General features: G+C 60.1%; 17 protein-coding genes. 14 read left to right on the top strand and 3 right to left on the bottom strand.

Annotated features, from left to right (window positions below; genetic code table 11):
* Nucleotides 1-672 precede the first annotated feature (672 nt).
* The 11 genes from A3OO_RS24775 (at nucleotide 673) to A3OO_RS23490 (ending at nucleotide 12,112) form a co-directional block, all read left to right on the top strand.
* Entirely contained in the window at nucleotides 673-1,407 is a 735-nt protein-coding gene (locus A3OO_RS24775) for a 2Fe-2S iron-sulfur cluster-binding protein (protein ID WP_083909733.1), read from the top strand.
* Nucleotides 1,385-3,541, top strand: coding sequence for a formate dehydrogenase subunit alpha (gene fdhF / locus A3OO_RS0105965; protein ID WP_018406926.1), 2,157 nt, complete (start codon nucleotides 1,385-1,387; stop codon nucleotides 3,539-3,541). The genes A3OO_RS24775 and fdhF overlap by 23 nt, the downstream gene beginning before the upstream one ends.
* Entirely contained in the window at nucleotides 3,538-3,828 is a 291-nt protein-coding gene (locus A3OO_RS0105960; RefSeq protein WP_245257114.1) for a formate dehydrogenase subunit delta, read from the top strand. Before fdhF ends, A3OO_RS0105960 begins: the two co-directional genes overlap by 4 nt.
* Nucleotides 3,829-4,114: 286 nt before the next feature.
* Nucleotides 4,115-4,789, top strand: coding sequence for a dethiobiotin synthase (bioD, locus tag A3OO_RS21210; RefSeq protein WP_018406924.1), 675 nt, complete (start codon nucleotides 4,115-4,117; stop codon nucleotides 4,787-4,789).
* A gap of 72 nt (nucleotides 4,790-4,861) precedes the next feature.
* Nucleotides 4,862-5,938, top strand: a complete 1,077-nt coding sequence (pyrC, locus tag A3OO_RS0105950) for a dihydroorotase (protein WP_018406923.1) — start codon at nucleotides 4,862-4,864, stop codon at nucleotides 5,936-5,938.
* Nucleotide 5,939: 1 nt separating this feature from the next.
* On the top strand, nucleotides 5,940-6,803 hold the full coding sequence (locus A3OO_RS0105945) for a DUF6671 family protein (protein WP_018406922.1): 864 nt from the start codon (nucleotides 5,940-5,942) through the stop codon (nucleotides 6,801-6,803).
* Nucleotides 6,804-7,378: 575 nt separating this feature from the next.
* Nucleotides 7,379-8,914 (top strand): acyl-CoA carboxylase subunit beta, encoded by a 1,536-nt coding sequence (locus A3OO_RS0105940; RefSeq protein WP_018406921.1) that lies wholly within the window; start codon nucleotides 7,379-7,381, stop codon nucleotides 8,912-8,914.
* 307 nt (nucleotides 8,915-9,221) lie between these two features.
* Nucleotides 9,222-9,371: a hypothetical protein gene (locus tag A3OO_RS23500; protein ID WP_018406920.1), complete on the top strand. Its 150-nt coding sequence runs from the start codon at nucleotides 9,222-9,224 to the stop codon at nucleotides 9,369-9,371.
* Complete coding sequence (locus tag A3OO_RS0105930) at nucleotides 9,362-10,999, top strand: formylmethanofuran dehydrogenase subunit A (RefSeq protein ID WP_018406919.1); 1,638 nt, start codon at nucleotides 9,362-9,364, stop codon at nucleotides 10,997-10,999. Before A3OO_RS23500 ends, A3OO_RS0105930 begins: the two co-directional genes overlap by 10 nt.
* Nucleotides 11,000-11,181: 182 nt before the next feature.
* Nucleotides 11,182-11,775, top strand: coding sequence for a hypothetical protein (locus tag A3OO_RS23495; RefSeq protein WP_156824766.1), 594 nt, complete (start codon nucleotides 11,182-11,184; stop codon nucleotides 11,773-11,775).
* 73 nt (nucleotides 11,776-11,848) lie between these two features.
* Nucleotides 11,849-12,112 carry a hypothetical protein gene (locus A3OO_RS23490; RefSeq protein WP_156824765.1) on the top strand — a complete coding sequence of 88 codons (264 nt, stop codon included), beginning with the start codon at nucleotides 11,849-11,851 and terminating at the stop codon, nucleotides 12,110-12,112.
* Nucleotides 12,113-12,216: 104 nt separating this feature from the next.
* Here the strand turns inward: A3OO_RS23490 and cysD are convergent, their stop codons facing one another.
* Both cysD and ccrA read right to left on the bottom strand, forming a co-directional pair.
* Complete coding sequence (gene cysD, locus A3OO_RS0105915; protein WP_051080341.1) at nucleotides 12,217-13,179, bottom strand: sulfate adenylyltransferase subunit CysD; 963 nt, start codon at nucleotides 13,177-13,179, stop codon at nucleotides 12,217-12,219.
* 34 nt (nucleotides 13,180-13,213) lie between these two features.
* Nucleotides 13,214-14,485, bottom strand: a complete 1,272-nt coding sequence (gene ccrA, locus A3OO_RS21205) for a crotonyl-CoA carboxylase/reductase (RefSeq protein ID WP_018406914.1) — start codon at nucleotides 14,483-14,485, stop codon at nucleotides 13,214-13,216.
* Between the two features lie 295 nt (nucleotides 14,486-14,780).
* Here ccrA and A3OO_RS0105905 point away from each other — a divergent pair, with 295 nt between their 5' ends.
* Entirely contained in the window at nucleotides 14,781-15,695 is a 915-nt protein-coding gene (locus A3OO_RS0105905; protein ID WP_018406913.1) for a LysR family transcriptional regulator, read from the top strand.
* Here the strand turns inward: A3OO_RS0105905 and A3OO_RS0105900 are convergent.
* Entirely contained in the window at nucleotides 15,684-16,586 is a 903-nt protein-coding gene (locus tag A3OO_RS0105900; protein ID WP_018406912.1) for a LysR family transcriptional regulator, read from the bottom strand. The two genes, A3OO_RS0105905 and A3OO_RS0105900, sit on opposite strands and share 12 nt — an antisense overlap.
* 402 nt (nucleotides 16,587-16,988) lie before the next feature.
* Between A3OO_RS0105900 and A3OO_RS0105895 the strand changes: the two genes are divergently transcribed.
* Together A3OO_RS0105895 and A3OO_RS0105890 are read left to right on the top strand one after the other, a co-directional pair.
* Nucleotides 16,989-18,575 carry an MFS transporter gene (locus A3OO_RS0105895; RefSeq protein ID WP_018406911.1) on the top strand — a complete coding sequence of 529 codons (1,587 nt, stop codon included), beginning with the start codon at nucleotides 16,989-16,991 and terminating at the stop codon, nucleotides 18,573-18,575.
* Nucleotides 18,575-20,164: an efflux transporter outer membrane subunit gene (locus A3OO_RS0105890; protein WP_018406910.1), complete on the top strand. Its 1,590-nt coding sequence runs from the start codon at nucleotides 18,575-18,577 to the stop codon at nucleotides 20,162-20,164. Before A3OO_RS0105895 ends, A3OO_RS0105890 begins: the two co-directional genes overlap by 1 nt.
* The last annotated feature ends 10 nt before the right edge of the window (nucleotides 20,165-20,174 follow it).

The following is a 20,174-nucleotide window of genomic DNA, read 5'->3' as shown; positions in this document are numbered from 1 at the left end:
ATTACAATTACGATAGCTCAGCTGGAAACTCTGCGAGAGCTTAAACTATGTAGTATTAACTACCATGAGCCAGCTTCGCACCCGACTGTTACACAACTTAGTGGCGACGTTTACTTGCAGAGTATATTGTATAGTCGTAGTATTGTGGCGGCGCGCCACGTCGATCAAGACGGGTAATATGTCGCTATGTCGCTATGAAGCTTTGTCCATACCTGCGCCATTGCCCGGTCGCTTCTGGCGAACGTCATGTCGCCCCCGTTTGGTAGGTCCACCCCGAGTCGCCAGAACGTCCATAATTTTCGGCGAAATCCGGATGGTCGCTGGCGTTTGCCATAATAGAACGAGCTATTCGACAAATTGAAATTGAGAGATGTTCGCGTTCGACTAAATATAGCGCCGTTGGCATATTTTCGGCGATGGCAGTTTTGCCTCGCCGACCCGATCCCGATCGCGACGTCGCAGGGCTTGGGACCCTGACGCCATGCTCCTGGCCCTGCCGGAAGCACTAAAGGCGCTGAGCTCTGCGACCATGCCAGCTGGTTGCGTCATGTTGCGACGTTGAGGTCGTCGCAGATCGAGCAACTGTGCGAGGGAAGGAAAACCCACTCTTGAAGTGGGTTGTGACCTCTTGAAGGAACAAGAAAAGGCAGCTTTGGATTGGCGAGGCAGCGAATGTGGTCTGAACTGCGTGGATTGAAAGACGAGATCGATTTTGGCACCCCGCCACGAGATGGATCGCCCGTAACGCTTGATATTGACGACGTTACCGTCACGGTTTCCGCCGGCAGTTCGGTCATGCTTGCCGCCGCGAAAGCGGGCCGCGCAATCCCGAAACTCTGCGCCTCCGATATGCTCGAGCCCTTTGGCAGCTGTCGCGTCTGTCTCGTAGAGATCGAAGGCCGCGGCGGGTTCCCGGCTAGCTGCACCACGCCGGTGGTCGAGGGTATGAAGGTCAAGACCCAGACCGAAACGCTGCAGCGCCTGCGCAAGGGCGTTCTGGAGCTTTACCTTTCCGACTTCCCCGAAAGCGAGATGGTGGAGGGGTGGAGCGAACTCCACGAAACGCTGAAGGCCGAAGGCGTCGCATCCCATCCATACGGCAAGGGCGGCGCCAATCACTTCGACGCGCCCGTCGACGCCTCCAACCCCTACTTCCTGTTCGATCCCGCCAAGTGCATCGTCTGCAGCCGATGCGTGCGCGCCTGCGCCGAGGTGCAGGGGACCTTCGCGATCACGATCGCCGGCCGCAGCTTCGAATCCAAAGTCGTCGCAAGCCAGGATCAGCCGTTCTTCGAATCCGAATGCGTGAGTTGCGGCGCCTGCGTGCAGGCCTGCCCGAGCCATGCGCTGGTCGAGAAGAGCCTCTTCGAGGGAGAGTACAAACATGCCGAACCCGCTGAAGCCTGAGAAATCGGTCGTCACGACCTGCGCCTATTGCGGCGTCGGCTGCGGCTTCAAGGCCGAGACTCGCGCGGGCAAGATCGTGCGCATGACGCCATGGAAAGAAGGCAAGGCGAACCATGGCCACAGCTGCATCAAGGGCCGATTCGCCTACGACTATTACATTGCGCCGGACCGCGTCCGCACGCCGCTGATCCGCGCCTCGATCGACGACCCCTGGAAGCCCGCGAGCTGGCAGGAGGCGTTTGACTACGCGGCGAGCGCGTTCAGGCGCATCCAGGCCAAATACGGCGTTAAGTCGGTTGGCGCCGTCTCCAGCTCGCGCTGCACGAATGAGGAAATCTTCCTCGTTCAGAAATTCGCGCGCGCTGTGCTCGGCAACAACAATATCGACAACTGCGCCCGCATCTGCCACTCGCCGACGCAGTTCGGCCTGACCAACACGATCGGCGCGGGCGCGGCGAGCCAGCACTTCGATTCTATCCTTCAGGCCGACGTCATCATGGTTGTCGGCGCCAATCCGACTGAGGGCCATCCAGTCTTCGGCTCGCTGATGAAGCGGCGCATCCGCCAGGGCGCGAAGCTCATCGTCATCGACCCGCGCAAGACCGAGACCGTGGAATCCGCCCATTGCAAGGCCGACGTCCATCTTGCGATCCGTCCCGGCACCAATGTCGCGATCCTCGACAGCATCGCGCATGTCGTGGTGCGCGAGAAGCTCTACAATGAAGAATTTGTGCGCGCGCGCTGCGAAGTGAAGGAATTCGAGAACTGGAAGGCGCTGGTCGGCTCCAACAAATATGCGCCTGAAATCATCGGCCCTATCGCCGGCGTCGATTCGGAAGACATCCGCAAGGCCGCGAGAATCTACGCCAGCGGCCCCAACAGCGCCATCTATTATGGCCTCGGCGTCACCGAACATTCGCAGGGCTCGACGGGCGTGATGTGCCTCGGCAATCTCGGCCTCTCCTGCGGCATGCTGGGACGCGAGGGCGTGGGCGTCAATCCGCTACGGGGTCAGGGCAATGTGCAGGGGGGAAGCTGTCTCGGCAGCTGGCCGCATGTGTTCAGCGGCTACCGCTTCGTGACGGATTACGCCACCCGCTCGAGCTTTGAAGCGGAATGGGGCGTGACCCTCGACGCCGAGCCCGGCCTGCGCCTGCCCAACATGCTCGACGCCGCCGTCGCGGGGTCCTTCAAGGGCATGTACATCATGGGCGAGGATCCGGTGCAGAGCGATCCGAACCAGCACCACGTCATCACCGCGATGAAGAACATGGAATGCGTCGTGCTCCATGATCTCTTCCTCAATGAGACGTCGAAATACGCCCATATTTTCTTCCCCGGCTCATCGTCGCTGGAGAAAGACGGCACATTCACCAATGCGGAACGCCGCGTCTCGCGCGTGCGCAAGGTGATCGAGCCGCTGGCCGGCCTTCAGGACTGGGAGATCACGGTAAAGCTCATGAACGCCATGGGCTACAACGTCGCCTACAACAATCCCGGAGAGGTTCTCGACGAGATTGCGCGGCTGTCGCCCAACTACCGCGGCATAAGTTTCGCGCTGATCGACCGCGTCGGCTCCGCGCAATGGCCCTGCAACGAGGACGCGCCCGAGGGCACTGAAGTGCTCCACATTGGGAAGTTCCCGCGCGCCAACGGGCTTGGCGCCTTCATGCTCACCGAATATGTGCCAACAGCGGAGCGCACCAACGATAAATATCCGCTGCTGCTGACAACGGGCCGCATTCTCTCACAATATAATGTCGGAACGCAGACGCGGCGCACGCCGAATTCCATGTGGCATCCCGAAGACGTGCTCGAAATCAACGAACAGGACGCCATGGCGCGCGGCCTGAAGAGCGGCGACTGGGTGAAGCTGTCGAGCCGCTTCGGCCAGACCGAGCTGCGCGCGAAGATTTCCGAGCGCGTGAATCCGGGCGTTGTCTACACAACGTTCCACCACGCGAAGTCGAAGGCCAACGCCGTCACATCGGATCTCTCCGACTGGGCGACGAACTGCCCCGAATACAAGGTCACGGCGGTCGATGTCGTTCGCACCAACGGCCGCGCCGCCGCCAGCGTGCAGGAGGCGGAAAGGCCGCGTATCGAGGAACTGGAGCCGGTGGAATGCGCATGACGCAGTCGTTTTCGCCGGGCGTCGACATTCCTGTCATGGCGCTCGATCGCATCGTTCTGATGGCCAATCAGATCGGCGATTTCTTCGCGCCCTATCCGCCGGAAAGGCGTGCGGAAGGCATCAGGAATCATCTGCGGACCTACTGGGATCCGAGGATGCGCGCCGAATTGCTGGCGCTGATCGAGACGGGGGGCGCGGGCCTCGCGCCCCATGTCGTCGAAGGCGCGAAACTGCTGCTGAACGAGACCCATTCCAAGCCCGGCTATTATGGACCGCCGAAGGCTTGACCGAAGCGGCGGCTCATAGAGAATTTTTTACCTGCCCCATAACTCCATTGCCGCGAATAGAAAGGGCGGGCCTCACCCATCCTTTCTTATTCTTTCACGATGCGCGTCGAAGGTGGGATTGAGCCTGGATCTTGTGGTCTGCCGACGATTTGATCCATCCGAACGAGCGAAGCGATTGGCGAGAGGTCAAATTGGCTACGGATTCACGCGTCAACAGCAACCGGCGGTGGAAACTCGCTACCGGGATATGTGAAAACCGGCGTGTGCAACTTGAGTGCGCACGATAATGGTCGCCCTGTTCGTCACCTCCAGCGGGACAGGAATCGGAAAGACATATCTGACCGCAGCCTTGACCAGATATTTCCGGGACAATGGACGAAAGGTCGAGGCCTACAAGCCGGTCATCAGCGGTTTCGATTCTGCTGTTCCCGAAGAAAGCGACACAGGAATTTTGCTTTCCGCGATGGCTCGTCCGGTGACTGCGGATGAAATCGATCGTATTTCGCCGTGGCGTTTCACGGCGCCGCTATCTCCGCATATCGCGGCACGCATGGAGGGTCGACAGATCGAGTTCGAGGCGCTCGTCGAGTACTCGCGGAGCAAGGCGACCTCCGCCGATGTGGTGCTGATCGAAGGCGTCGGCGGTATAATGGCGCCGCTGGATGACCAACACACGGTCCTTGATTGGATGGCGCAGATCGGCGTGCCGGCTCTCCTTGTCGTCGGAAGCTATCTTGGCGCCATAAGCCACACCTTGAGCGCATTGAAGGCTCTCGACGTCTACGGCGTCGAGATCTGCGCGGTCATAGTGGATGAATCGCCGGACAGCTCCGTGCCGTTCGATGATGCAGTCGCGTCTATCCGACAGTTTGCTCCTCGGTCCAAGGTCGTCGCCTTGCGCTATCAGGAGAACCGAACCGCGACGCCGCCCGCCATTGGGGACCTGGTGAAGCTGCTGTGATTGATCGCGATGCCGAGGTCCTTTGGTCATCAACCATGTTCAACTGCCATGTCCGGTTTTAGAGACCCGGCGATGATTAAGACGGCGACCGGCGCGGCGACCAGATTGGTCATCCGACAGCCGGACGATTGGCACGTGCATCTGCGTGACGGCGCCATGCTGAGGACGGTGGTCAACGAAACAGCCCGGCAATTCGCGCGGGCTATCGTTATGCCGAACCTCATTCCGCCGGTGACGACGGTTGCCGCTGCAGAGGCGTACCGCTCGCGCGTTCAGGCGGCGCTCGCGCCCGGTCTCGCGTTCACGCCGCTCATGACCGCGTACCTCACCGACACGATCGATCCCGGCGAAATCGAGAGGGGCTTCGGATCGGGCGTATTCACGGCGGTCAAGCTCTATCCGGCGCACGCGACCACCAATGCCGCGCACGGCGTGACCGACATCGAGCGCATTTTTCCTGTCCTCGAATTGATGCAAAGAATTGGGATGCCATTGCTGGTGCACGGCGAGGTCGCCGACCATCGCGTCGACGTTTTCGATCGCGAGGCTGTTTTCATCGAGCGCGTGCTTGCGAAACTACTCGCGGCGTTTCCGGCGCTGCGAGTGGTGTTGGAGCACATAACGACCGAGGAGGCGGTCGCGTTCGTCGAGACCGCCGGGCCGAACCTCGGCGCGACGATCACGCCGCATCACCTGGTCATCAATCGAAACGCGTTGTTCGAAGGCGGTATCCGCCCGCACCTATACTGTCTTCCGGTCGCCAAGCGAGAACGGCATCGACTGGCGCTGCGCCGCGCGGCGACGTCGGGCAATCCGAAGTTTTTCTTAGGCACGGACTCAGCGCCGCACGCGGTCGGCGAGAAGGAATCCGACTGCGGATGCGCCGGCATTTTCAACGCTCCCGTGGCGTTGGAAACCTACGCGGCGGTTTTCGAGGAGGAAGGCGCGCTGGAGAGACTGGAAGCCTTCGCCGCTGAACATGGCCCCCGCTTCTACGGTCTTCCCCTCAACACGGGCGCCATCGTCCTCGAACAGACACCCAGAAGAGTGCCCTCAACCATGGTTGTCGCCAACACTCGCATCATACCGTTTCAGGCGAACGCTACCCTCGCCTGGACGTTCCGCGGCCGATCCATCGGCGGTTACTAGCATGGCCGAATCGCGCCATCCCTACGCGGCTCGAACGGCTGTGATCGCCACGATGCACCGCAAGGAGGAGGCCGTGGCGCCCGCGCTCATGTCTGCGCTCGGCTTAATCGTCACTTCAACGCCTGGATTAGATACTGATCAACTTGGCACGTTTTCTGGAGAGATTCCGCGCAATGGCACGATGCTCGACGTTGCCCTGCGCAAAGCGCGTCTGGGCATGAGCGCCGCAGGTGTGCCGCTTGGGCTTGCGAGTGAAGGCTCATTTGGTCCGCATCCAGCCATTCCGTATATTCCTGCGGGCATGGAGCTCCTGGTTTTTGTAAATGACGAGAGGGGGATTGTTGTCACCGAAAGCTTAATCACGGAGAAAACGAATTATGATCATCTGGTCATTTCGCCCGGCGAAGCGTCCGACGCGTTTCTGCAAAAGGTCGGTTATCCGACCCATGGGCTGATCGTGCGGCCGAACGAAGGTGAGGTGGCGTCTGCTCTCGCTAAGGGCATTGTCGACCCCGACCGCTTAAGGCGCGCCATTGAAACAGCCGCCGCTGTATCATCGGATGGGCGAGCGCGTATTGAGACCGACATGCGCGCCCACTTCAACCCGACGCGGATGAGGAGTCTTGCCATATTGGCCGAACGCCTGGCGCAGCGCTTGGCGCGGCAATGCCCGGCCTGCGGCGCGCCGGGTTTTGGTCGGACCGGATCTCGCGCCGGCTTGCTCTGCGAAGCCTGCGGCACGCCCACTGAGTTGGTCGTTGCTGAGATATTAGGGTGTCCCGCATGCGATTATACGGAAGAGCGCCTTCGAGGAGCTGGATTGCAGCGCGCGCCGGCTCAGCACTGCCCTTTGTGCAACCCATGATGCATTGTGAGAATACCTAACTCCCGGATCTTCTGTTGACACTGACCCAGTGTCACTTTCCGCGCAGGATTCTCCGTGAGGCGAAGAGCAAGCTTCGCCGGTGACGCCGGTCACGCGCCGTTTCAGAACGAGGATCTGTGGTCTTGCGAGACCGATTCTATTGACGGACCATCTTCAACCTCATGACTTCGCATCTTCGCACAGAGGCGCCCGCGCGTGCTGCATCCGCAGAAGATCGAACTTTCTCTTCACCGAATGGAGCGTCTTAGCGAGACTGGGGCCGGTTACAAAGCGAGTTATTTTTGAAACAAATGCTTACAGATTTTGAATTTTTGCAACGTTGGAAATCCGCCTAGACTGGCAAAGACATGAAATCCTTTACGCGCTCGGACGCCAAAGTAATGGTTGGAATGAATCGCGAATAGCAAAAGAGCGGACATCGCTACGAAGGATGCAAGCCAAATGAAGAGCGTTTGCGACGGGCTTGCGCAACATATGTTGAATCTCAGGAGATTTCGGCGGTCGTAATCTTGTCCGTGCGATCTTCGCTACGAAATGCATAAGGACAATATTTGGTGGAACATATTTTCGACGGGCTTGAACGGCGGCGCGCGTCCGCGAGGCTTGGCGGCGGCCAAAAGCGCATCGAAGCGCAGCACGCCCGCGGCAAGCTCACGGCGCGAGAGAGAATCGAACTGCTGCTCGATCACGGCTCGTTCGAAGAATTCGACATGTTCGTCGCCCATCGCTGCACCGATTTCGGCATGGATCAGGGCGAGAAAATCTCCGGCGACGGCGTCGTCACCGGTTGGGGGACGGTCAACGGCCGCGCCGTCTTCGTCTTCGCCAAGGACTTCACCGTCTTCGGCGGCTCTCTGTCGGAGACTCACGCGCAAAANATCACCAAGCTGCAGGANATGGCGCTGAAAAATCGCGCCCCGATCATCGGCCTGTTCGACGCAGGCGGCGCGCGCATTCAGGAAGGCGTCGCGGCGCTCGGCGGCTATGGCGAAGTCTTCCAGCGCAACGTGATGGCCTCCGGCGTCATTCCGCAAATCTCGGTGATCATGGGCCCTTGCGCCGGCGGCGACGTGTACTCGCCGGCGATGACCGACTTCATCTTCATGGTGCGCGACACGAGCTATATGTTCGTGACCGGGCCCGATGTCGTGAAGACGGTGACAAATGAGACCGTCACGGCGGAAGAGCTCGGCGGCGCTTCGGTGCATACGACCAAAAGCTCGATCGCCGATCGCGCATACGACAACGACGTCGAAACGCTCCTGCAGATGCGCAGGCTGATCGATTTCCTGCCCTCCTCCAACCAGGAGGAGCCGCCGGAATGGCCCGCTTTCGACGAGGTGGACCGGCTCGACGAATCGCTCGACACAATTGTTCCGGATAATCCGAACAAGCCGTACGACATCAAGGAGCTCATCCATAAGATTGTCGACGAGGCTGACTTCTTCGAGATACAAGATGCCCATGCGCGCAATATCGTGATCGGCTTCGGCCGCATCGAAGGGCGCACGGTCGGTTTCGTCGCCAATCAGCCTCTCGTGCTCGCCGGCGTGCTCGACATCGACGCCTCCAAGAAGGCGGCGCGTTTCGTGCGTTTTTGCGACTGCTTCAACATTCCGATCGTCACCTTTGTCGACGTGCCGGGATTTCTACCCGGCACGGCGCAGGAATATGGCGGCCTGATCAAGCATGGCGCGAAACTGCTGTTCGCATACGCCGAAGCGACGGTGCCGAAAGTGACGGTCATCACGCGCAAGGCGTTTGGCGGCGCCTATGCCGTCATGTCCTCGAAACATCTGCGCGGCGACGTCAACTACGCCTGGCCGTCGGCGCAGATCGCCGTCATGGGCGCAAAGGGCGCCGTCGAAATCATCTTTCGCGCCGACATTCGCGACGAAGATAAGATGTCCTGCCGTATCAGAGAGTATGAACAGCAATTTCTGTCGCCTTTTGCGGCTGCAGAAAGAGGTTACGTCGACGCGGTGATTGCGCCGCGCGACACGCGAAAGCGAATTGCTCGCTCACTCGCTCTGCTCCGTGGAAAGGTTTTTGAAAAGCCGAGGAAGAAGCATGATAACATCCCGCTATAGCATCTGTTCTGGCTGGAGTATCTTGAGTTGTGACGCCGAGCAAATGCTCTTAGCCACATGGCTTGATCACTTCGGCGGAGATTGCCATCCTGCGAGACGCGCGGCCATCTCACGCAAGGTGGGCGGATCGCTAGGCGCCCGCCCGGAATTTGCGGAACCATACAAATGGAAAACGAGTTCGTCATTATGAAATAGATTATTCGATAAAGAGAAATTTAAACAAGGTTTGCGCGCGTCTAGTATAGGCGAATAACTGTTACGTCGAGGGGAATTTGTCTCTTTTTCCGAGTCGGGCAGCGACATCTTCGTGGTCGGCGTCACGCATGACGCGGTGCTGATGAGTCAGGAAACCGGCGGCATGACGCTGCGCAGGGCAAGCGCGCCGACGGACGCGCCGAGCGTGGCGCAGGCGATCGGCGCCATCATGGCGGAAGTTTCGGAGGGCGCATGGCGCTGACAGTTTTGCGCGGCGGCCATGTCGTCGATCCGGCGACCGGCCAGGACGCGATCGGCGACGTGTGGTTCGAGGACGGCCGCATCGTCGAGCGCCCCGAAGGCCGCAGCGCCGACAAGGGGATCGACGTCTCCGGCCATATCGTCATGGCCGGCGCGATCGACATCCATTCGCACATCGCCGGCGGCAATGTGAACACGGCGCGACTGCTGCTGCCGGAGCTGCATCGCGCGATTCGCGCGCGGCTCGCCGACACGCCGCTGTCGACGGCCAAATGGTCGAGCTACGAGACCGGCCGTCTCTATGCGCAGATGGGCTTCACCACGGTCGTCGAGCCGGCGATGGCGCCGCATCACGCGCTGCAGACCCATCTCGAATTCAACGACGTGCCGATCATCGACAAGGGCGCGCTCACCGTGCTCGGCAACGACGACTTTCTGCTCGGCATGTTGCGCGACGGCGAGACGGACGGCGCGATCAATGACTATGTCGCGCAGACCGTCGAGAACACCCGTTCGCTCGGACTGAAGTGCATCAATCCCGGCGGGGTCGAGGCCTTCAAGGAGAACATGCGCGCCTTCGGACTGGACGACGTCGTGCCGTTTTACGGGCTGACGTCGCGCCAGATTTTCCAGGCGCTGCAGAAGTCGACTCAGGCGGTGGGCATCGCGCATCCGCTGCATCTGCACATGAACAATCTCGGCCTTGCCGGCAATATCGACACGGCGCTCGCGACGATCGACGCGGCGCAGGGTCTGCCGCTCCATCTCGCGCATGTGCAGTTCTACGCCTATGGCAAGGAAGGCAAGAACGGCTTCTCGTCGGCCGGCGCGCTCTTCGCCGAGAAGATCAACGCGAATCCAAATGTTTCCGTCGACGTCGGCCAGGTGATGTTCTCGGACACGGTGACGATTTCGTCCGACGTTCTGAAACAGTTTAACAGCCTGCCCGGCGCGATCCCGAAGAAGGGCGCGATCTTCGACGGCGACGCCAATGGCGGCGGCATCGTGCCCTACGTCTATAAGATTTCAAATTACTACAACGCCATTCAATGGGCGGCGGGCCTCGAGCTCTTCCTGCTCATTGAAAATCCTGAGCAGGTGTTCTTCACCACCGACCATCCGAACGGCGGTCCGTTCACGACCTATCCGGAGCTCTTCGCGCTGCTGATGAGCGCCGATCTTCGCGCGCAGCATCTTGCGCGCCTTCCGGCCGAGGTGCTGGAGCACACGACGCTGCCGTCGATTTCGCGCGAATACACGCTTTACGAAATCGCCCAGATGAGCCGCTCCGGCGCCGCGAAGCTCTTTGGCTTTGTCGATCGCGGCCGGCTCGGTCCCGGCGCCGTCGCCGACATCGCCGTTTATAAGCCCGGACGCGACGTCGCCGGCATGTTCCGGCGCGCGGCCCTCGTGTTCAAGGATGGCGCTCTCGTCGTGCGCGATGGCCAAGTCTCGCATTACGCGCGCGGCAAGACGCTGCATATTCGCCCGCGCTACGATGGGCAGATCACGAAGCGTCTCGATTCCTATTACGACGAGCTTTACGGCCTGCCGCGCAGCATTTTCGACATGCCCGACGCGGCGCTGCCGCACAAGGACGCCTTTGCGGAGGTTCCATGCCGGATATAATTCGCAACGGCGTGACGATAGACGACAATTTCGCCGAAGCCTTCCCCATGAGCGGGACGGGCTGCGGGTGATGCTATGGACTACGGCGGCACTCGTGGGACAGCGCGTGGAGACAAGGATGCGCTCGTAATCAACGAGGGCTTATCGGTCGCCACACGTGAGAGCCCGATAGGACCTTAGAAGTGAATGAAGAGGATGCTGCTCCGATGGGACAGTTCGACAAGTGCCTTCTGCTCTTGGTTCGATCTGACAATGATATTCCCCGCGCTTGCAAGGAAGCTGGAGAGTTTCTGGCATTTCGAGACGCGCGGTTCCCGACAATTCATGAGGAGCACTACGAGGAGTTTGTCGGAATATGGGTCGACCCCTTGGTGGTTGATTCACCCCCCGAGTTGTTGGGCCGCACCTCGGCATATGGCCATCGTGCATTCCGGAGCCGCGGGTCCTTTGGTTCGAGCGGAGTATGGCTTTTGTGTTGGTTAGATGCTGCACATGGAAGCACTTCAACGGATCTCGGGGCTTTACGTGAATCGTTGGTGTTAGCCTTGGTTGAACAGCAGACGCTTCACCATTTTCCAACTACTCCGCAGTTCGCGCCAATCTTTAATTCGGCTGACGGGTGGCCGCATATTTGTTTTCAGACGGAGCGGCTACGCGTATTGTTTGCAGACGTTATTGGCGAGCCCCTCACATGGAACCGAACGACAGGAGTTCTGGGGCGTGTGAGCGAATTTGAGCGGGCAGAGGCTGGTAGCGACGCTGCCGATCTGAATTGAACTCTATAAATCGATCGTGTTTTCCGCGGTCAGACGAGTCCGCCTAATCAAACGTCATCGATAGGAGTTCCGAATGAGAATAAGAGAAATGTCGGCGGTGGCCGTCGTGCTTGCCGGACTCTTCCTCCCGCTGGAGCCCGCGTCGGCGCGCGACCACTTTGAGTTCGGAAATCCGCGCGCTCATTCCGGCGCTCATGGAATCAAGAGCCATCGCCACAATGGCGCCTGGATCGGTAACGACCGAGGACATTGGGGCGCAGACCGCGGCCGCCGTTGGGGCCATAGTCACGATTACTTCAGCCCGCGAGGACATGGCGGCCATCATTGGGGCTGGTGAGGCGCGACGCGGACCCAGACCGTTCGCCGCCGAATATCTCGCCGGCGATCATGTTTCTTGCAAATATCTCACACTCAGCGATCGCGGCAGCATCCCAGGTGCTGCTAGAAGTAGCCTTCCCGTTTCTTTTGCTCGAGCGAACCGCCGTCCTCGCCGTCGCTGATGCGCCCCTGCCGCTCAGACCATTTCGAACGCAATGTTTCTTCGACGACGGTTTCGATATCGGCCGCTTCGGACTCGAAGGCGCCGGTGACCGGCCAGCAACCGAGTGTCCGAAAGCGGACTGTCTTCATCACGACCTGCTCGCCAGACTGGAATCGCATTCTGCTTTCGTCGTCAACGACGACGAACGAACCCTTTCTCTCGACGACCGGCCGCGGCGACGCGAAATAGAGCGGCGCCAGTTCGATCTTGTGCATCAGCACGTAATCCCACAAATCCGCCTCGGTCCAGTTTGACAGCGGAAACACCCGGGCCGATTGCCCTTTGCCGAGGCGTAAATTGAACTGACGCCAGAACTCGGGCCGCTGCTGGCGCGGATCCCAGACGTGCTTGTCGCTGCGCACTGAAACGATCCGTTCCTTTGCCCGCGACCGCTCTTCGTCGCGCCGCGCGCCGCCGAAAATCACATCAAATTTTCCGTGATCAAGCGCCGCCTTCAGCGGCTCGGTGCGCATGAGCAGCGTATATCGGTCGCCATAATCAAACGGGTTTATGCCGGCGGCGCGCCCGTCTTCGTTCGCATGCGCAATCAGCGTGAAGCCATGCGTTCGCGCGAAGGAATCGCGAAAGTCGATGAGGGATTGGAATTCCCATGTCGAGTCGATATGAAGCAGCGGAAATGGCGGCTTCCCCGGATAAAAGGCGCGAAGCGCCAGATGCGCCAGAACGGTTGAATCCTTGCCCGCCGAGAACAGCATCACCGGCCGCTCGGCTTCCGCCGCTGCTTCCCGAAGAATGTGGATGGACTCCGACTCGAGCCAGGAAAGGTGAGAGAGTTTATCCTCCAAAACAGAGCCTTTCGCGCCGCCCTCAGCGGAGCTCCGCGCGGTCGGGCGCGAAGGGATCCGCCATTTAGGCTCTATCGCCGACAGTCGCCGATCATGCTGCTTCGGAGACGCTTGCGCCTTCGCGCGCCGCGGCGATCGTCTCGCTGAAGGTCTTAAGCCCAGGCATCGGCGCCATCACGAGCGCCGCCATGTTTCCCGGCGCATGTTCGTTGCGCCACATCTTCATGTGCGCCTGGGGTATGCTCGCCCACGAGAAGACTTCGGACATGCAGGGATCGACACGACGGTCCAGCACGAACTGGTTGGCGGCGCTCGCCTGCTTCAGATGCGCGAAATGCGAGCCCTGAATGCGCTTCTGACGCATCCAGACGTAGCGCGCGTCGAACGTTATATTGAAGCCCGTCGTGCCGGCGCAGAACACCACCATCCCGCCGCGCTTCACAACCAGCGCCGAGACTGGAAAGGTCGCCTCGCCCGGATGTTCGAAGACGATGTCAACGTCCTTTGCGCCGGTAAATTCCCAGATGGTCTTGCCGAATCTACGCGCTTCTAAGGTCCAGTCGTGGAATTCCGGCGAATTGACCTTCGGCAGCTGTCCCCAGCAGTTGAAATCCTTGCGGTTAATGACGCCCCTGGCGCCGAGCGACATCACATAGTCGCGCTTCGACTCATCCGAGATGATCCCAATCGCATTGGCACCGACCGCCGCGCAAATCTGCACGGCGAAAACGCCAAGGCCGCCCGAGGCGCCCCAGACGAGAACATTGTCGCCGGGCTTGAGCTCATGCGGCGTATGGCCGAAGAGCATGCGATAGGCGGTGGCGAGCGTTAAAGTGTAGCAGGCCGACTCCTCCCAAGTCAGGTGCTTGGGCCGCTCCATGAGCTGTCGGTCCTGCGCGCGGCAGAACTGGGCGAAGGACCCGTCCGGCGTCTGATAACCCCAAATCCTTTGCGACGTCGAATACATCGGGTCGCCGCCATTGCACGCCTCGTCGTCGCCATCATCCTGATTGCAGTGGATGATGACCTCGTCGCCGACCTTCCAGCGCTTCACCTTGGAGCCCACCGCCCAGACGATGCCGGATGCATCGGAGCCGGCGATGTGATGGAGGCTGTTGTGTCCGTCGAACATGGACACAGGCTCGCCGAGCGAGGCCCAGATTCCATTGTAGTTGACGCCGGCCGCCATCACGAGCACGAGCACATCGTGACTGTCGAGCTCCCAGGTCGGCACGACCTCCATCTGCATGGCGGTTTCCGGCGGACCCTGACGCTCGCGTCGGATGGCCCAGGCGTACATCTTCTTCGGCACATGTCCGAGCGGCGGGAATTCACCAATTTCATAGAGATCCTTGAGCATCATTTCTCCTCAATCCAACTGTCAGAAAAGACTATGAATACTTCGAGTATGTGAAAAATTCGAAGTTCAGAACGAATCGTTCGAAGAAAGAGAACGGAAGGAGCGAACTGGCCGCCGTCGCCCGATGGCGGCGGATCGTCTGATGCGATCAGAGGAGCAGGAAGTCGACGAAATGGCCGAACCAGCCTTTTTAGACCGACCGATGTCGGCCCCATCCAATCGAGGGCGAGACTGTCGCTGCTGCGGCGCAAAAAAATTTCGATTGATGGAGCAAGTCGTTCCGATCATAGATTGATTTATGAGCTTTCTGAACTACCATCACCTTCGATACTTCTGGGCAATCGCAAATGAAGGCGGCCTGACGCGCGCCGCGAAATTGCTGAACGTATCGCCCTCGTCGCTGTCGGTTCAACTGAAGTCGTTAGAGGAGCAGCTCGGTCAGCCGCTTTTCGAGCGAGATGGCCGCAGGCTTCGCCTGACCGAAGCGGGGCGCATCGCCTTCGACTATGCCAAGGTGGTCTTCAAGTCCGGCGACGAGCTGCTGAGCACATTCAAGAGCATGAGTCTCGGCCATCGTCAGATGCTGCGCATCGGCTCCGTCGCCACGCTGTCCCGCAACTTCCAGATCGAGTTTCTCAAGCCGCTGATCGACCGCGAGGATGTGGAACTGGTCGTGAAGTCGGGGGCGCTCGGAGAGCTTCTCCCCCAGATGGAAACGCATGCGCTCGATCTCGTGCTCGCCAATCAGCCGGCGACCATGGAGCTGAATTCAGAATGGCGGAATCTGCTTATCGCCGAGCAGGCGGTCAGCATCATCGGTCATCCCGAGCTGCTGAGAAAAGGAAGAGGCAGAGGCGCTTCTTTTCGATTTCCGTACGATCTCGAAAGAGTGCCAATTGTTCTCCCCGGGCGCGGAGAGGCGATCAGGATCGCTTTCGATCGCATCGTTGACGAAGCGGGCATAAAGCCGATCGTGCTTGCCGAAGTCGACGACATGGCGATGCTGCGTCTGATCGTCAGAGAGAGCCATAGCGTTACGCTGGCGCCGCCGGTCGTGGTTAAGGACGAACTCGCGTCCGGCGCGTTGGTCGAGCTTTGTCGCCTCGGTCAAATCACGGAGTCCTTTTACGCCATTACCCGAAGCCGCCGCTTCGAGCACCCGCTGTTGAAAGAGCTCCTCGGCGTCGAGCGACAGCGATCGTCAAGGGAGTAGCTCGCGGGCGTCGATGCCCCCGATAATCTGCGCGATGGCGGGATTCCTTATTTTCCTTTGAGTTGTCACCGCGTAGATTCTCTCTTCCACGCCATGGATCGCGCCGATAACTTCCAGCCCATAGCGCTGGCGGACTTCCTGCCGCGCGTCAGTCGGCGCGAAAGTCAGTGCGTCGCAACTCGCGGCGACGCTCTTTCGCAGTTCGCTATTCCCGATTTCCGACTTGATGTCCGGTTCAATTCCTTGAATTTGGAGCCAATGATCCAGCGATTGTCGCAGCGAGCTTTTCTGAATTGGCAATACCACGGGCGCGCGGTGAAGCGACTGCGGAAAGCCCTTGCTATGGCTCTTCACTTTGGCCGCCGGGCCGAACAGCGAGATTTCGAGGGTCGCAAGGAGGTGGCTGGACGTGGCGTTGGGATCGGAACACACCGGGGGCGCGGTCAGGATCGCAAGATCGTAGGCGCGCAGTCGCAAATCCTGCAGCACGCGTTCCGCGTCACTACTGGCGCAGCAGAGCGTCGGCGGATGCTGAGCATTCAGTGCGCGCGACAGCAGTCGCAGCGCGATCGACATATCGACGCCGTCGCAGACGCCGACCTTAAGATTGCGGCTCGGTTCCCCCGACGCGCCTTTCAGCCATTTAGTCAGTTCGTCGCCGACGCTGAATATTTCATGCGCATAATTGAAGACGAGCCAGCCGTGCTCGGTTAGATCGAGTTTCCGGCCCTCCCGCTTGAACACCTTCGAGCCGATCGCCTTCTCGAACAGGGCGAGCTGACCGCTGATCGTGGGTTGCGCGAGGTTCAACGCTTCACAGGCGCTTTTGATCGAGCCCGTCTTCGCGACCATCCAGAAGTAATACAGGTGCTGATAGTTGAGCCGGTCCAATATGAAAGCCTAGGGTCTGTTTCTCGAATCTCATACAGCGCTGGCATGGGAGGGAAAATTTCGCATTTGCGAACCTGCCGTTCGCTTTTGTTAAAGGACTGTGACAACGTCGGCCCGAGCCAGAATCCGACCTCGTTTTCCACAAGATCTACTCGCGGGAGGTCGTTTAGAAGGATCCTTCCCCACGCGCGCACAGGCGCGAAAGTATCGAAAAAGGCAATGTTACGTTTGGTTTTTCGAATTTGTTGCGCGGTAGGCTTTTTGCTAACGAAGAAAGCCGTCGGCGGAAACACCTTGTGTGGAAGTGAATCGTTCATCTGAGTCAATCGTGCGACAAGTTGTGCTGGCCGTCACGGATGCGCTCGCGAACCTCGAGCCGCATTTTCGCAAACGGCGGCCAGCATGATCGTATCATTCGATAGGCTGGTTGGCGGCAAGCTGCTTCTGTTTCTTGGCGCGCTGGGGATTGGATACGTCGACGTTTTGTCGAATGTCTCCGGCCATAGCGTGCTGACGCCATACTCAGCCGGATCGCTTGAAGGCGTTACGCCGAGCTTCGCCGCTTGGGGAACAACCTTCTATCTCATCGGGGTTGCGCTCGGCGTGCCATTCGCGAGGATCCTTTCCGGTCGTTTCGGCGAGTATCGCGTGCTGACGTTCGGCTATTTCTTCTACGCGATCGCGTCGCTGATTTGCGTCTCGAGCGAAAGCGTATTTATGTACGCCCCAACGCGGTTTGCTTTCGGGGTCTTCGGCGGCTTCCTTGCGGTCGTCAGTCAGTCGGCGGCGCTCGGCGAACTGCCGGAAAAACAGTACAGGATCGGCCTCGGCTACTGGGCCGCGCTCGGCATATTGCCTTATACGCTGGCGGTGTTTCTCGGCGGCTTCTGGGCCGAGTATTTTTCCTGGCGTTGGCTGTTCTACGCCAACGCCACGCTGGGCGTTCTCATCTCGGCGATCATTGGCGCGCTGCTCTATGGCCGCGAATATAAGCGCAAGATCGTGCGCTTCGACGCCGTGGGTTATGTGCTGCTCGTGATCACCTTGATCGCCATGCAGATGATGCTGAGCCTGGGCAATGATTTCGATTGGTTCGGCTCGTCACTGCTGTCGGTCGCGCTGATCACCGTCATGTTCTCTCTACCTCTCTTCATCATCTGGGAATGGGGCGAACGCCACCCGATCGTCGATGTGCGGCTCTTTTCGCGCTCGAGTTACGCCATTGGCGTCCTCAGCGGCTTCCTCGGCTTTTTTGTCATACAGGGGCTAATGTCGCTGCTGTCGGTGCAGATGCAGCTTTTGCTCGGCTACACGTCCTCGCTCGCAGGCCATGTCTATCTGGCGATGATGGTCGCGGGCCTGCCGCTCGCGGGCTTCATGTACGAGATTTCGAAGAAGCTCGATGTGCGCTTCGTGATCTGCATGATGTGCGTGTGCTCGTCGGTCGTGCTCACCTGGCTCGGGCTCTTCGACAAGAACGCTTCATACGATAAGCTCGCTATACCGGTTGTTTTCCTGGGCTTTTGTGTCGCCGCGCTATCGGCGCCGACGTCGACCCTCGCTACGTACGGGTTATCAGGACCCGCGTATAAGCGGGCGGCGGAAGAGTTCCTGCTGTTTCGTCTCGTCGGCGGCGCTTTTGGCATCGCGTTTCAGAGCGTCGTCTACTTCCGCCGCACGCCGTGGCATCAACTCAACCTGTCCGAATATCTCGGCGGCCGTCGCTACGCCTCGCTGGACACGCTGGCGGCGTTGACGCAGCAGCTTCAGTCGCTGGGCCTGTCTGAATCGGTCACGCGTCGCGTGATTGCGCGCGCCATCCGCCAACAAGCGGGCATTCTTGCCATGGATGACGCATTTCTGCTCGGCGCCGTCACTATGTTCCTGCTTGGCGGTGTCGTCTGGTTTGCCAAACTCCAAAAATATCCAGCAAAGCTGGCGGGCGGCTCGGCGCCTCCGCCCCATCAGACGATGGCGGCGGAGCATTGATGGTTCTCGTTCGTAAAATGCGTTGGCTCGCAGCCAAACTCGGGCGCGCGACCCGCGTCAGCGTCGCCGCGGTCTCCTGTGCTTTGCTCGCAGCGTGCTTGCCCATCGACAGAGCGGACCGCTCACAATTCATCGAGCAGCCCGCGATGACCCGCACGCTCTCGAAAGCGGGCCTTCCCGTCGTAGAGGGCGAGACGGCCTGGCCGCGGGAGGAGTGGTGGCGCGCCTTCCGCAGCGCCGAACTCGACGCGGTCATCAACAAAGCGCTTTCCGACAATCAGAATTACCGTAAGGCGCAAAACGCGCTGCGAGAGGCCGACGCCGCCATTCGTATTTTTGGCGCCCGTCTCTTGCCAGAAGTCAATTCAACTTTCGGCATGCGGCAGTCGCGCAATCCGCTGCATGGCGTCGTCGCTTCCTACAATCCGGAGCAAGGCGGTCTGGAAAAGACCATGGCCTTCATCAATCCGCTGGCGCTGACCTGGGAGCTGGATTTCTGGCAGAAGAATCGCGCGCTACTCGACGCCGCGATCGGCGAGGCGGCGGCGCAGGCGGGCGAGACGGAGCAGAGCCGGCTTTTACTGACGACGGGAGTCGCGCGAGCCTATTTGCGCGGCTACGCGCTGACACAGCAGTCGGGCCTCGCAACCATGTTGGTGAAAATGCGCCGAGAGCTGCGCGCGCTTGCCGATACCCGCTACCAGACCGGGCTTGATACGCTCGATGGCGTTCAGATCGCGCGCACGAATGAAGAGGTCGCCGTGCGGCGCGAGGCGACGGTCAAGGCGGCGATCACGCTGCAGCTCGACGCGCTTGCGCGGCTAATGGGCGAAGGGCCTGACGCGGGCCTCACGGTTCTCAACGGGCGCAGCAGCGTCGTGCCGGCGCAGCCCGCATTGCCGAAAGCTCTGCCAATCGAATTGTTGCGGCGACGTCCCGATCTCGCGGCCGCGCTCGCGCGGGCCGAGGCGTGGGCGGCGCGCGTTCACGCCGCGAAAACTCTGTTTCTCCCCTCCGTCGATCTTGCATTTGGCGGCGGTTTCGAAGCCTCCGTCACTTCGACAAAGATTAGCAAGCTCGCGGGTTTTCTCTTCAATCCTTCCGCGCTCGGCTATGTCGCCGCCCCGACCATTCGCCTCCCCGTCTTCCAGGGCGGTCGGCTGAGCGGCAATCTTGAAGTGCAGCGCGCGGAATATGATCAGGCGGTCGACGCCTATAATGACACGCTGCTGCAGGCCGCGCAGCAGGTCGCTGATGCGATCGCCAATCTCAGGCGTGCGCGCTCGGAATTCGATGCGCAAAGCCGCTTCGTTCGGGCGCGCCAAACCGAACTGGCGTTGTCGAAGGTCCGGCTGCGCGACGGCCTGCGCGACCAGCGAGAAATCCTGCAGGAACGCGCCGACCTGCTGGACGCGATTTTTGCCCAGCGCGGGCTCGAAGGCGACCGGCTGATCGCCGCTGTCGATCTTTATCAGGCGCTTGGAGGCGGCTTTGCAGGCGGGCCGGGGCCGGACTATCCGAAGCCCGCGCCCGAGACCGATCCAATCACGCCCGTCGTCGAGGGAATCCAGTCGCTGACCGGCGGCTGAGACGAGATTG

Source organism: Methylocystis rosea SV97, from assembly GCF_000372845.1.
Taxonomy (GTDB): Bacteria; Pseudomonadota; Alphaproteobacteria; order Rhizobiales; family Beijerinckiaceae; genus Methylocystis; species Methylocystis rosea.
The sequence above is the reverse complement of the archived record's forward strand: the minus strand, read 5'-3'. Positions and strand labels throughout refer to the sequence as shown.

What these genes read in the sequence shown, in the direction of transcription:
- A3OO_RS24775 (WP_083909733.1), top strand. Translation starts at nt 673, where the DNA reads ATGTGGTCTGAACTGCGTGGATTGAAAGACGAGATCGATTTTGGCACC.
- fdhF (WP_018406926.1), top strand. Translation starts at nt 1,385, where the DNA reads ATGCCGAACCCGCTGAAGCCTGAGAAATCGGTCGTCACGACCTGCGCC.
- A3OO_RS0105960 (WP_245257114.1), top strand. Translation starts at nt 3,538, where the DNA reads ATGACGCAGTCGTTTTCGCCGGGCGTCGACATTCCTGTCATGGCGCTC.
- bioD (WP_018406924.1), top strand. Translation starts at nt 4,115, where the DNA reads ATGGTCGCCCTGTTCGTCACCTCCAGCGGGACAGGAATCGGAAAGACA.
- pyrC (WP_018406923.1), top strand. Translation starts at nt 4,862, where the DNA reads ATGATTAAGACGGCGACCGGCGCGGCGACCAGATTGGTCATCCGACAG.
- A3OO_RS0105945 (WP_018406922.1), top strand. Translation starts at nt 5,940, where the DNA reads ATGGCCGAATCGCGCCATCCCTACGCGGCTCGAACGGCTGTGATCGCC.
- A3OO_RS0105930 (WP_018406919.1), top strand. Translation starts at nt 9,362, where the DNA reads ATGGCGCTGACAGTTTTGCGCGGCGGCCATGTCGTCGATCCGGCGACC.
- A3OO_RS23490 (WP_156824765.1), top strand. Translation starts at nt 11,849, where the DNA reads ATGAGAATAAGAGAAATGTCGGCGGTGGCCGTCGTGCTTGCCGGACTC.
- ccrA (WP_018406914.1), bottom strand. Translation starts at nt 14,485, where the DNA reads ATGATGCTCAAGGATCTCTATGAAATTGGTGAATTCCCGCCGCTCGGA.
- A3OO_RS0105905 (WP_018406913.1), top strand. Translation starts at nt 14,781, where the DNA reads ATGAGCTTTCTGAACTACCATCACCTTCGATACTTCTGGGCAATCGCA.
- A3OO_RS0105895 (WP_018406911.1), top strand. Translation starts at nt 16,989, where the DNA reads ATGATCGTATCATTCGATAGGCTGGTTGGCGGCAAGCTGCTTCTGTTT.
- A3OO_RS0105890 (WP_018406910.1), top strand. Translation starts at nt 18,575, where the DNA reads ATGGTTCTCGTTCGTAAAATGCGTTGGCTCGCAGCCAAACTCGGGCGC.